Here is a 12710-nt window from a genome sequence, read left to right as displayed (position 1 = left end):
GACCCTCGAAGCCATGGGCGGTTCCCACTGTTCCTCCACACGTGGCTCGGTCTGCTGGCTTTACACACATAGGGACGCTCAACCGATTCCGCGGGCAGAACATACTTCAGGCTGACTGTATGGACACGTTATTGACCAGGGGCCGCCGTGTGGTCATCACCGCACTCTGCTCCACGCTGGTACTGCTCACGGCGCCGGGGGCCAGCACCCAGGCTTTTCCGGTACAGCTCGAGCTTCGGGAACGGCCGGCAGGCGGCTGGGAGTGGCCGGTAGGCAGCCGCCCTGCTGTGCTTCGGCACTTTGACCGGCCACCCCAACGCTGGATGGCAGGTCATCGGGGCGTCGACCTGGCTGCGACCGCAGACGCAGCTGTGCGAAGTCCAGCTGACGGGGTGGTGGTTTTCCTTGGCACGGTGGTGGACCGCCCGGTGCTGACCATCGACCATGGGGATGGCCTGCTGAGCAGCTTCGAACCAGTCGATTCCCCGCTCGCAAAGGGCACTGCAGTTCAAGCAGGCGAAGAAATAGGGAGTCTGAGCGAAGAGCCCCACTGCCCGGAAACCTGCCTGCACTGGGGTGTCAGGGAGAACGGTGAGTACGTCAATCCGCTGCAGTTCGTCTCCGATCTGCGGCCTTCCGTCCTGTTGCCCTTCGCCTCGACCTAGCTGGCTGGCTGGCTGGCTGGCTGGCTGCCAAGCAGACCGCTGCGCTCAGACGAAAGCCGCGACCCCGGTGATCGCACGCCCGGTCACCAGGGAGTTGATCTCGTACGTGCCCTCATAGGAGTAGATCGCTTCGGCATCAGCGAAGATTTTCGCCATCTCGTAGTCGGTCACAATGCCGTTGCCCCCAAGAATGCTCCGGCCAAGGGCAACTGTCTCCCGCATCCTCGCCGTGGTGAATGCCTTGGCAAGGGCTGACTGCTCGTCGCGGGCACCGCCGTCGTCGGCCAACTGCGCAAGACGCACCATCATGCCAAGTGAGCTCACAGTGTTCCCCAGCATCTCCACCAACTGCTGCTGGATCAGCTGGAAGGATGCCAACGGACGGCCAAACTGTTGCCGCTCCGCCGCATACCGGCGCGCCACATCGAAAGCCGCCTGCTGTTGGCCCACCGCCTGCCAGGCCACCGAGAGGCGGGTGATCCGCAGTACCTTGTTCGTGTCCTTGAAGCTATTGGCTCCAGCCAGGTGGAACTCGTCCGGAAAGCGGACCCCGTCAAGGACTATGTCGGCGTTCTGTACGGTGCGCAGGGCAATCTTGTTCTCGATCTTCGTAGCGGTGTAACCCGGCAGGGAGGTGTCCACCATGAAGCCCTTTACCTGGTTGTCGGCCACATCCCGAGCGAAGATGACCACCCAGTCCGAGAACGTGGCGTTGCCGATCCATCGCTTCGCGCCATTGAGGATCCAGGAGTCACCGTCACGCTCGGCAGTCGTCCGCGTGCCACCGGCAACATCGGAGCCGCCAAGGGGTTCCGTCAACCCGAATGCCCCGATCTTCTTCATGGCATAGATGTCCGGAAGCCACGCTTCCCGCTGCTCAGGAGATGCAAGTACCTCAACAGAACCGGTGAACAGGCCATCGTGCACACCCATAAAGGTGGCGATAGACGTATCAGCTCGCGTGAACTCGGCGTGCAGAAGCCCAGCGAAGAGGTTCGAATACCCCAGCCTGTGCACCGGGCTGACTACGTCCAGTTCCGCGATGCGCGGCACAAGGTCGTGGGGGAACTCGCCGTCATTCCACCAGCGCGCAGCGTGCGGACGCACTTCAGCCTTCAACCACTCACGCACCTCCTCCAGCTTGGCGCGCTCCCGCGGGCTCAGGAGATCTTCAAAAGAGTAAAAGTCACCGTTAGCGTACGGAAGATCATCGGCATTGATTATGGGTGCACCCACGGGAGGCTCCTCAACGAGTCAGTTACTACGAGTCAGTTGCAGCGCCGCAGGGTGGGAAGTTCCGCATCCCTTCGGCACCATCTCCGACAATGTTACCCGTCAGTAACTTAGCGCACCACCCCGCAAACAACAGAGGAACCCCGGCCCACCCGGACCGGGGTTCCTCGTGCATTCCTGTAGGGCTGGTGGGGCTTGAACCCACGACAAACGGATTATGAGTCCGCTGCTCTAACCAGCTGAGCTACAGCCCCAGGTGCCGGTAACGCACCGGCGCAGACCATTCTAGCCATGCCGGGTACCACTACGCTGACCGACCGAACCGGCCAGAGAGCAGGGCGGTTCAGTTAGACAGTCTCAGCGACATGTGAACTGCCGCGGTAGATATCTTCGAACGTGGCCAGCGTGGCCTCGATGCTGTGCTTCTCCACCATGGAACGGCTCATCTTCCCCATGCGCTCGCGCTCGGCGTCCGGCATGGAAATGATCTCCGTCAGGCGGCGCCCAAGCTCGTCACTGTCGTGGGGCGTGAAGAGATACCCGTTGAAGCCGTCTTCCACCAGGTGCGGCAGCGCCATGGCGTTGGCAAGCAGTACGGGAGTGGACGCGGACATCGCTTCGAGTGTCACGAGCGACTGCAACTCGGCCGTGCCGGGCTGGCAGAAGACGGTCGCACGGAGGTAGGCCAACCGCAGTTCGTCATCGTCAATGAGGCCATGGAACTTGACCCGGTCTTTCAGGCCCAACCGCGCTGCCTGGGCCTGCAGTGCGGGCTTCACCTCTCCACCGCCCACAATCTCGACGTGCAGGTTCAGTTCCTTGGGCGTCTTCGCTACGGCGTCAATCAGCACATCAACGTGCTTTTCCTCTGCAAGCCGACCGACGAAGAGCACCACCGGATGGTCCGGAACCTCGACGTTCTCCCCCGGCCGAGCTTCGTACGCTGAGGCGTCGATGCCGTTGGAAAGCGGGAGGACCTTGCGGAGGAATGCATGCTCGTGCATGGCTTTTGCAGCGAGCGGCGTGGGTGTGGTGACGACATCCGCCTTCCCCATCACCTTGCCCATGTCCCGCCAGGAGTTCTTCGCCACGATGTTCTTGAACCACTGCGGGAACGGGAGGAACGGGTTCAGGTTCTCCGGCATGAAGTGGTTGGTGGCAACCACGCGGATGCCGCGCTTGACGGCCTCATAGAGCGCGTATTCGCCAACCATGTAGTGGCACTGGATGTGGACAACATCCGGCTTCACCCGGTCGAAGAGCATGCTCACTTCACGCTTGATCTCCCAGGGAAGGCAGATGCGCCAGTACTCGTGGGTGGGCACGCCGTGTGATCGCAGGCGGTGGACGCTCCACTCACCGGTGGTCTCGGTGAAGCTCTTCCCATTGGCGAAGTGCGGGGCGAGAACATGGACATTGTGACCGCGGGTAGCCATCCCCTTGGCCAGCCGGTAGCCGAATTGAGCCGCTCCATTGATGTGGGGCGGATAAGTGTCTGCGGCGATAAGAATGGTCAGCGGCGCGGTTGCTGCCGGATCAGTCACGAATTAGTCCTCGGGTTGGCAACGGTGGTTGAGGCAGCGGCGTCACCGCCGTCGTGCTTCCTTCTGTCGCTTCACAACATCTGGATGGTGGCGCGACAGGGCTATCACTCCCACAATAGCAATGAATGCGGCCACCCCCATGGCAATCGCGATGACCGATTGCACGTTGGGCTGGAGCTCCCCGAGCACCGCAATTCCCACCGCAATTCCGACAATCGGGTCGATCACCGTCAGGCCTGCAATCACCAGATCCGGAGGGCCCGTGGCATAGGCGCTCTGGACGAACCAGGAACCCAGGGCCGCGGCAGCGATGATCGCCAGCACACTGTAGACCGGCACGTTCAAGAGGAAGCGTCCATTGGGATCCAGCAGGTGGGTCGCGATGATCTTGGTCAGCACGGCCACGAACCCGAACAGCACTCCTGCACCCAGAATGTAGGCGAAAGCGTTCAGCCTCCGCTTGAAGGCCACGGCGAGGGTGCCGAAGATTGCGACGGCGATGCACAGCAGCAATACCGCCGTGAGCTCCTGGCCCGCAAGGACCACGTGGTCCTTCCGGGTTACGTTCACCGCGAGGAGCACGAACAGGGCGCTTCCGGTTACACATGCCGCGATGGCTACCACCGTGGCGCGGTTGATCCTTATGCCCTGGTCCTTGGAATTGACGATGGTGGTGATCACCAGGGCGATCGCGCCTATCGGCTGCACCACGGTCAGGCTGGCCATGCTCAACGCAACGACGTTCAGGATCATCCCGACACCCAGCAGGATGAGTCCGAGAATCCAGCGGGGGTTGCGCAGCAGGCGCACGAATCCCGTGGAGTTCAGTGACAATCCACCGGTGTTGGAACGGACGGCGCTTCCCTGGCGCTGGGCGCCCACGGCGAGAAAACATGCGCCGACCAGGGCCAGGACGATTGCTAGCCAGGCCATCAGCCCGCTTTCCTCATGCGGAAGGCTCCTGCCGGTACAGCCGGTGAGCCGCCGTGAAGTACCCGTAGAAGGCGACCACGTGGCCTATGCAGCCCAGAATGAGCAGCGCGTTCGCAGTGACGAACAGCCACGGCTGGTCGAAGCCTTCGACCCGCTGCAGGAGCAGGAGCGGGGATCCGATGAGCAGCAGAGCGGTCCGGATTTTGCCGATGTTGGTCACCGGGAAATGCTTCGGGCCGTGGAAGAGAATGAGCATGTTGGCGATGAGAATGAAGTCCGGGATGACGATTGTCCAGACGAGCCATGGCGGGGCGATGCCATCCACCACGAAAGTTACCGCCACCACGATGAGCGCCGTGCGGTCCGCAACCGGATCCAGCCATTTGCCAACGGTTGATACCTGGTTGAAGCGCCGGGCAATATACCCATCCACCCAGTCGGTGGATCCCAGCAGCACCAGCGTGATCACCGCGGCCGCATACTCCTGTTGGACGATGAAGTAGACGAACAGTGGAACGCCGCCGAACCGGAGCACCGTGATGATGTTGGGAGCGGTCCAGAAGGTGTTTAAAACGGCAGCAGACTGCCCTGGCCTTCCCCCCGCGCCAATAAGTCTGATCACTGTCCCTCCGCTGTCCATTATGCAGGCAGGACGCTCTGCAGCCTGCATCAGCCAGCGGAGGCGGGCAGGCTGCGGCTACTTGGCAACCAGCCTGCGCACCATCACCGCGATGGCAGCGGCGGAGGCGGCGACGACGCTCAGCGGCTTCCAGCGGTCGGCAAGCGTGTGGTCGTGGCGGGCTGGCGATGCGGTTGGGCTCACTGAGTTTGCGGATGTGTTCGTGGAAGAGTTCGCGGACTTAAAGGACTTTGCCTTGCTTCCCGCGGCCTCCTTCGCGTGGGTTGCTGACGCTTTGGCGTGTGCGGCGGCGTCCTTCGCCTTGGAGGTGGCTCCCTTCCACTGCGACTTGAAGTCGAGCCCGCGGTCCAGCTGGTCGCGGGTTTCAGCGATGTGGTCGCGGCGGCGGCCGGAGCGGCTGCGAAGTTCAGCGTACGACGGCGCTGGCGGCTTGGGAGCGCCGTCGTCCGTGGGCTTTGACTTGGGTTTCTTTTCTTCTGCGGGCTTTTTGACGTCAAGGGTTGCCGGGTTGAACTTCCGGCCTTCCTTCAGCACTCCGATGTCGTACTTGACCCCGCGGATAGCGTCTTCAGGCAGCAGCGGGAGGGCCTTCTTGAACCGGGAAAGCCCCATCAGCGCAGCTATTGCGGCGATGATCAGGAAGAGCGCGGCGAAGCACAGGGCGGACAGCCAGGCCGGCATGACGGTTGCCAGGCCCATGATGGCCGCGACAATCAACGCGACCACCAGGAACGCGAGGAACACGAGGGCAACCACGAAAAACGCTGCTGCTACCCCCGCCCTGATGCCCTTCTGCTTCAGCTGCTCCTTGGCGAGCGCGAACTCGTCACCAAACTGGCGCGGCGTCAGCCGCAGCAGCAGCCTGATCAGCCCGATCACCGACGGCGCGGCAGTTCGGGGACGAGTTTGATTCACCCGCGTGCTGGTCGAGCTGTCCATGTGCCCTGCCTCCATGAGTCTTCCTGCGCTGTAAAGAACGTATCTGTTCCCAAAATTACCACCGCTGCATATTTCGTGCGCCCAGCCTTCAACTCACGGCCGGTGGGCGGTGCGGGCAATTTAGCGGACCTCGACGTCGTCCCGGTCCTCGAGTTCCCTGCCCGCGTATTCCTGGAGCCGCGTCTTGACGAACCAGAACGAGAGCACGGCGAAGACCGTGAACGCTGCGTACATGATCCACACACCCAGGTTCTCGCTGACCCAGGGAAACGCGAGCGTCACGACGAAGTTGAAGATCCAGTTCACCATCGTGGCAACGCCGAGGGCGATCGAGCGAATCTTGTTCGGGAACATTTCGCCCAGGGTCACCCACATCACGGGACCCCAGGTGGCGGCGAAGAAGATGACGAACAGGTTTGCTCCGACCAGCGCCACCGGGCCCCAGATGCCGGGAAGGGAAACTTCCTCACCGGCGCCGATGGCCTGGGCGAAGGCCACTGTCGCCGCGAGGAGGCCGACGAACATGCCCGCCGATCCGACCAGGAGCAGCCTGCGTCGCCCGATCCTGTCGACGAAGAAGATGGCCACGAACGTCATGGCGACGTTGATGATGGAAGTGATCACCGACGTCGTGAAGGAATCGGATTCGCTGAAGCCGACCGACTGCCACAGCGTTGTGGAGTAATAGAAGATCGCGTTGATTCCGACCAGCTGTTGAAGGGCGGCGATCGCCATTCCGACCCACAGGATTGGCTGCAGGCCCAGCGTGGGCCCCCGCAGGTCCCGGTAGCTCGTCTTGTCCTCCATGCGGAGGGTGGAGCGGATTTCGTTCAGCTTGGTCGCCGTGTCCCTGATCCCGGTCACCCGCGAGAGCACGTGCGCAGCTTCTGCGTCCCGTCCGCCGCGGATGAGGTAGTGGGGAGACTCAGGGATGGTCAGCGAGAGCACACCGTAGATGATTGCGGGCACGACGCCGACAAGAAGCATCCAGCGCCAGGCAGGCAAGCCCCACCAGAGTTCACCGGTTGCCCCACCGGCAAGGTCGGCCAGCCAGGCGTCGGAGAGCAAGGCGGTAAAAATGCCCACCGTGATGGCGAGCTGCTGGATTGAGGCGAGGCCGCCACGGTACTTCGCGGGCGCGATCTCTGCGATGTATCCCGGAGCGATGACCGAAGCCGTTCCGATTGCCACTCCGCCGACGAGGCGCCAGAACATGAGGTCCCACTCGCTGAAGGCGAATGCGGAACCCACCGAGTTCACCAGGAAGAGGATGGCTGCGCCGAACATTACGCGCTTGCGCCCCATGCGGTCCGCCAGGTCACCCGCAAACCACGCGCCGGCGGCACATCCCAGCAGGGTGATGGCAACCGTGAAGCCAAGGACAGCCTCTCCGAGGCCGAACTCCTGCTGGATCGCATCAACGGCGCCGTTGACTACCGCCGTATCGAAGCCGAAGAGCAGACCGCCAACGGCTGCCGCGACGGACACACCGATTACTTTGCCCATGTGCGGCTGTACAGCGGTACCGCCCGGCTGCCTGTTGTTCCCGCTGGCTTTCAAGGTCTCTCCTTGGGGGTGTTCAATGTTCTGGAAGCATTTTGACGACACTTTTGACTGCCACATCACCCTACGTCAATGCGAAGCAGGCTGAGCAAGTGCCCGAGTTGCGCGAAGGTTCTAAGATGGATATTGATTCGCTGTGGCAACAACTGCGGCGTATCCGAGGCGCCGGTCAAACCGGCTGGCCACCCGTTCCCGCCTGCAGTGTCGCAGTGCTCCTGCTTGAGTCCAGTTAGGCACACGTTTTGAGCACCATCACCCATCCCGGCGACGCGCTGACACGCCGCCAGAAACTGATCTACGTCTTCATCCTCGGCACGTTGACCGCACTCGGTCCGTTCACCATCGACCTCTACCTGCCGGCATTTCCCGCGCTCCAAAGTGATCTCGGGGTCACAGAGGCGGCCGTTCAGCTGACCCTGACCGGCACCATCATTGGGTTCGCCGCGGGCCAGCTGCTCGTTGGGCCGCTGAGCGACAAGGTTGGCCGGCGGCTGCCGCTCATCATCGCCACAAGCCTCCATGTACTGGCCTCGCTGGGAGCCGCCCTATCGACGGACATCGGGATGCTGATGGTCTTCCGTGTCCTGCAGGGCATGGGTGCTGCCGGCGGCGGAGTTGTGGCCATGGCCATGATCCGGGACCTGTTCAGCGGGTATCCCCTGGTCCGGATGCTCTCCTACATGGCGCTGGTGAACGGCATGGCGCCTATTTTCGCTCCGGTTATTGGGTCGCAGCTGCTCGTCGTCATGCCGTGGCCCGGGATCTTCTGGTTCCTTGCCGCCTACGGGTTCCTGGTCATCATTGCCGTGAGCATGTTCATCATCGAAACCCTGCCGGCAGAGCGTCGGAAGGCTTCGTCGTCAACGGCGTTGCAGCGATACCGGGCGGTACTCACCGACCGCATCTTCATCGGAGTGTTGCTGGTGGGCGGGATGAACTTCGCGGGGCTCTTCTCCTACCTTTCGGCTTCGCCGTTCCTCTTCCAGGACGTGTACGGACTGGACCCGCAAATGTACGGTGCGCTGTTCGCGGTGAACTCGCTCGGCATCGTTGCCTCGGTCCAGATCAGTTCCCGGGTGCTGCGGCGCGTGGGCCCGCAGTGGGTTATTGCCTGCTCGACGGCGGCCATGTTCCTGATGGCGCTACTGATCATCGCTTTCGACCACCTCGGATTCGGCTTCTGGGGCACTGCCGTCCCGCTCTGGTTCTACATCGCGGCGGCCGGGTTCACCTTCCCTTGCGTACAGGTGCTGGCGCTGGCGAACCACGGTGCTCAGGCCGGTACGGCTGCGTCCCTGTTGGGCGCAACCACCTTCGGGTTGGCCGGTGTGATCTCGCCGATTGTCGGTGTGCTGGGCATTGACTCAGCGACGCCGATGGCAGCAGTCATGGCAGCATGCATCGGGCTCGGCGCGGTGTTCCTCTGGACAATCGTGCGGCCGAAGACAGTGCCCGCGCTGAATCCCTAGGGACATCCCTGCTGGCTGCCGCCCGTTTCGGCACCCGCGCGTTCGGCTGTGCGGGTGATGTTGCGGGCCATCGACGCGAAGACCACACCGTGGAACGGGAGCACTCCGAGCCAATAGAGCCGTCCTGCGAGTCCCTTGGGGAAGAAGACGGCGCGCTGGCGGTATTCGCTGGCGCCGCCGTCGGGCACCACCGAAAGCTCAAGCCAGGCGCGGCCCGGCAGCTTCATCTCGGCGCGGAGACGCAGCTTCTCACCGCGGACAAGCTCCTCCACCCGCCAGAAGTCCAGCGCCTCGCCGACCATCAGGTCAGCGGAGTGGCGGCGTCCGCGCCGCAGGCCCACTCCCCCGGCGAGCTTGTCGAGCCAGCCCCTTGCCGCCCACGCCACAGGAAGCGAGTACCAGCCGTTCTCGCCGCCGATTCCCTCAATGACCTTCCAGACTGCAGGGGCAGGAGCGCTGGAGTGGAAGGTCCGTTCGTCCTTGTAGACGGTGTGCCCGGACCACTGCGGATCGGAAGGCAGTGGGTCGGCGGCTGCGTCAAGATGCGAGGCTCCGGCCCAGCTCGTCTCGACTTCGCCGTCGCGCACCTTGTTCAGGGCGAGGCCGACGGCCCGGCCGTAATCCGTGAGGCCACCGGCAGGCTGGGAAATGTAGCGGTCGATGTCAGACTCTGCGGTTACGGCGTCGTGCTGGAGCGACTCGATGAGCGGCATGGCCATCACCCTGGGGATGGGGGTGACGAGATTCACCCAGTGCCCGGCGAGGCGCGGTGTGAGGACCGGAAGTGCCAGCACCGTGCGGCGCGGGAGGCCCGCGGCCTCGGCGTAGCGCTTCATCATGTCCGCGTAGGTCAGTACGTCCCCCGAGCCGATGTCGAACGTGCGGTTGAGGCCCTCGGGCAGGTTGAGGGCTTCCATGAGGTAATGGATCACGTCGCGTACGGCGATCGGCTCAATCCGGTTCATCACCCACCGGGGGGCGGGCATGACGGGCAGCACGTCCGCGAGGTGGCGAATCATTTCGAAGGAGGCCGAGCCGGAACCGATGACGACGCCGGCCTGAAGTGCGACGGTAGGCACCCCTGAGTTGAGCAGGACCTCCCCTACGGCTACTCGGGAGCGCATGTGGGTTGACAGCGCAACGTCCTGCGGATGCAGGCCCCCGAGGTAGACGATCCGCTTGACCTCGGCTCCGGCGGCCGCGCGCGCCACCGTGGAGGCGATTCGCGCTTCTCGCTGTTCGAACCCGCGTCCGGAACCCATGGAATGGACCAGGTAATACAGGGTGTGGACGCCTTTGCACGCTGCGGCCATTGTTTCGGCGTCCTGCAGGTCACCCTCGACGACCTCAACCTGGGAGACCCACGGGACGTCACGGAGCTTCTGCGGCGAGCGCACCAGCACGCGCACATTCCGGCCAACAGCCACGAGCCTTGAGACGAGGCGTCCACCAATGTAGCCGGTGGCACCGGTGACGAGGATGGTTCCTTCAAAGGCCATGTCAACACACTACGCCCGCCAGCAAAGAGAAAGGCTCCTGACCCGCGTTTCCGCAGGTCAGGAGCCTATTTGCTCCTCCGACTGGACTTGAACCAGTAACCCTTCGATTAACAGTCGAATGCTCTGCCAATTGAGCTACGGAGGAAAGCAGCAGACACAACTTTACATAGGTTCACCGGTGAAGTGAAATTGGCTGGCCGCTAGTCTGAACGCAGCGAACGGCGCTCCATTTCCAGCTCCATCAGCTCCCGATTGAGCTGCTGGAACAGCGTTGGATCGGCGGCAGGATCGAGCCGTTGCAGGGCGCCGAGCTTCTCGGCTTTGAGCCGCGTGATGCGCAATTCGGAGAGCCTGTTGAGGATGTCGCGGCAGTACAGGACCAGTGCCTCGGCGTCCTTTGCGGGCAGCGGCGTCACGGTCAGTTCGCTCACGAACCCGCGCAGTACGTCCGGGACCTCCTGCCGGACCCGCTCAACCCAGTTGACGGACACGCCCGCCCTCAGCTCCGGAGTTGCGCCCGCGGCACGCACTGCGTCCTGCAGGGCGGCGTAGGCCGGCACGGAGAACCGTGTGTTGGAGAATGCTTCCCACATCGCTTCGTCGAGAAGCTCCGGGTGCTGCAGTACAACTTCCAGCGCCTCGCGTTCCATCCTCGCGACCGGATCGCGTGGGTCGGGGCGATTGAACTGCGGGTCTCCACCCCTGGTCTCCTGGCCGTTGGAGTCCGACGACGGGCCCTGGTTCTCCCCGCGGCCCGGGTTGGATCGCTGGTTGGAATGCGTTCCCTGGCTGGAGTGTGTTCCATGTTGGGACTGCGAACCCTGCTGGGACTGCGGCTTCTGGGCGCCCTGCGCCTCACGTCTTGCAGCGGCTGACACGGCGCGCGCAACCTGATCCTCGCCGACAAACTGCATCCCCAACCAGCGGGACAGCTCGCGGGTGTAAATGGAACGGAGCGATACATCCCGGATATTGGCCACGATCGGTGCCGCGTGGCGCAGCGCTTTCATCTGGCCTTCGCCGGTTGAAAGATCGAACTGGTCAAAGGAAGCCTTGATCGCGAACTCGAAGAGCGGCCGGCGTGTGGAAATGAGGTCAAGCACGGCCTGGTCACCGGCGCTCTGGCGAAGCTCGCAGGGATCAACCCCGCCCGGCCCAACAGCCACGTAGGTCTGGGAATTGAACCGTTGATCCTCCTCGAACGCCCTCAGCGCCGCCTTCTGGCCGGCGGCATCGCCGTCGAACGTGAAGATCACTTCTCCGCCGGTACCGTCATCGGACAACAGGCGCCGGGCAATCTTGATGTGGTCCGCGCCGAAAGCGGTACCGCAGGTGGCCACCGCGGTACCCACACCTGCCAGATGGCAGGCCATGACATCGGTGTACCCCTCCACCACCACCAGTTGCCGGGTCTTGGCGATCTCCCGCTTGGCGAGGTCGATGCCGTACAGGACCTGCGACTTCTTATAGAGCGCGGTCTCCGGGGTGTTGAGGTACTTGGGCCCGGGGTCATCCTCGAACAGCTTCCGCGCGCCGAATCCCACGGTGTCCCCGGTGATGTCACGGATGGGCCAGATCAAGCGCCCGCGGAACCGGTCGTAAAGCCTGCCGGCATTGTTGGATGAGGTGCTGAACATGCCCGTGAGCTTCAGTTCATCCAGGGTGAAACCCTTGCCCGTCAAGTGGGTGAGCAGCCCGTCCCACCCCTGCGGAGCAAAACCAACACCAAAATGCTCTGCCGCAGCGCGGTCGAATCCGCGTTCCTGGAGGAAGGCCCTACCCGCGGCGGCAGCGGGCGTGAGCAACTCGCTGCGATAGAACTCCGATGCAATCTTGTGCGCGTCCAGAAGCCGTTGCCGCTTCCCCGTGTCCTCGCGCCGGGGACCGGTACCGCCGTCCTCGTAACGGAGCTCAAAGCCGATGCGGGCGGCCAGCTTCTCAACGGTCTCGGAGAAGGAGGTGTGGTTCATCTTCTGCACGAACGAGATGACGTCGCCGCCCTCGCCGCAGCCGAAGCAGTGGTAGCTGCCCATCTGGGGACGCACATGGAACGACGGCGAGCGCTCGTCGTGGAACGGGCACAGCCCCTTCCAGGACCCGACACCCGCGGATTTGAGGGTGACGTAGCCGTCCACCACTTCCTTGATGTCGGTGCGCTGGCGAACCTCATCGATGTCTTCACGCTTGATGAGTCCGGCCATGCAGACCAGTGTATGTCCAGCCGC

10 protein-coding genes and 2 tRNA genes are annotated in these 12710 nt (G+C 63.3%); 2 read left to right on the top strand and 10 right to left on the bottom strand.

From position 1 onward, the window contains the following. Nucleotides 1-119 precede the first annotated feature (119 nt). Nucleotides 120-665, top strand: coding sequence for a murein hydrolase activator EnvC family protein (locus ACWA1U_RS09865; RefSeq protein WP_463722027.1), 546 nt, complete (start codon nucleotides 120-122; stop codon nucleotides 663-665). A gap of 45 nt (nucleotides 666-710) precedes the next feature. Here the strand turns inward: ACWA1U_RS09865 and ACWA1U_RS09860 are convergent, their stop codons facing one another. From ACWA1U_RS09860 to ACWA1U_RS09830, 7 genes are all read right to left on the bottom strand, one after another. Then, nucleotides 711-1901 carry an acyl-CoA dehydrogenase family protein gene (locus tag ACWA1U_RS09860; protein ID WP_463722026.1) on the bottom strand — a complete coding sequence of 397 codons (1191 nt, stop codon included), beginning with the start codon at nucleotides 1899-1901 and terminating at the stop codon, nucleotides 711-713. 177 nt (nucleotides 1902-2078) lie between these two features. Next, a tRNA-Ile gene (locus ACWA1U_RS09855) sits at nucleotides 2079-2152 on the bottom strand. A gap of 93 nt (nucleotides 2153-2245) precedes the next feature. Then, on the bottom strand, nucleotides 2246-3442 hold the full coding sequence (locus ACWA1U_RS09850; RefSeq protein ID WP_463722025.1) for a glycosyltransferase: 1197 nt from the start codon (nucleotides 3440-3442) through the stop codon (nucleotides 2246-2248). 42 nt (nucleotides 3443-3484) lie between these two features. Continuing rightward, on the bottom strand, nucleotides 3485-4375 hold the full coding sequence (locus ACWA1U_RS09845) for a DMT family transporter (protein WP_463722024.1): 891 nt from the start codon (nucleotides 4373-4375) through the stop codon (nucleotides 3485-3487). A 13-nt stretch (nucleotides 4376-4388) separates the two neighbouring features. After that, the gene (locus tag ACWA1U_RS09840) at nucleotides 4389-4997 is read right to left on the bottom strand and encodes a CDP-alcohol phosphatidyltransferase family protein (protein ID WP_463722023.1); all 609 of its coding nucleotides are present in this window, start codon (nucleotides 4995-4997) and stop codon (nucleotides 4389-4391) included. Between the two features lie 75 nt (nucleotides 4998-5072). Further along, a complete protein-coding gene (locus ACWA1U_RS09835; RefSeq protein WP_463722022.1) occupies nucleotides 5073-5954 on the bottom strand; it encodes a phage holin family protein in 882 nt (293 codons plus the stop codon). Nucleotides 5955-6074: 120 nt separating this feature from the next. Further along, nucleotides 6075-7514 carry a sugar porter family MFS transporter gene (locus tag ACWA1U_RS09830; protein ID WP_463722021.1) on the bottom strand — a complete coding sequence of 480 codons (1440 nt, stop codon included), beginning with the start codon at nucleotides 7512-7514 and terminating at the stop codon, nucleotides 6075-6077. Between the two features lie 245 nt (nucleotides 7515-7759). On the opposite strand from ACWA1U_RS09830, the gene ACWA1U_RS09825 reads away from it, so the two are divergent. Then, nucleotides 7760-8986: a multidrug effflux MFS transporter gene (locus ACWA1U_RS09825; RefSeq protein WP_463722020.1), complete on the top strand. Its 1227-nt coding sequence runs from the start codon at nucleotides 7760-7762 to the stop codon at nucleotides 8984-8986. Here ACWA1U_RS09825 and ACWA1U_RS09820 read toward each other — a convergent pair. From ACWA1U_RS09820 to dnaG, 3 genes are all read right to left on the bottom strand, one after another. Further along, the gene (locus ACWA1U_RS09820; protein WP_463722019.1) at nucleotides 8983-10485 is read right to left on the bottom strand and encodes an SDR family oxidoreductase; all 1503 of its coding nucleotides are present in this window, start codon (nucleotides 10483-10485) and stop codon (nucleotides 8983-8985) included. The two genes, ACWA1U_RS09825 and ACWA1U_RS09820, sit on opposite strands and share 4 nt — an antisense overlap. Nucleotides 10486-10557: 72 nt before the next feature. Next, nucleotides 10558-10630: transfer RNA gene (locus ACWA1U_RS09815), tRNA-Asn, on the bottom strand. 55 nt (nucleotides 10631-10685) lie between these two features. Next, nucleotides 10686-12686: a DNA primase gene (gene dnaG / locus ACWA1U_RS09810; RefSeq protein WP_463722018.1), complete on the bottom strand. Its 2001-nt coding sequence runs from the start codon at nucleotides 12684-12686 to the stop codon at nucleotides 10686-10688. Nucleotides 12687-12710: the final 24 nt, after the last annotated feature.

This window comes from Arthrobacter sp. TRD_SC_6 (genome assembly GCF_055361185.1).
Note: the sequence above shows the minus strand (reverse complement) of the source record. Positions and strands in the feature narration are given on the sequence as shown.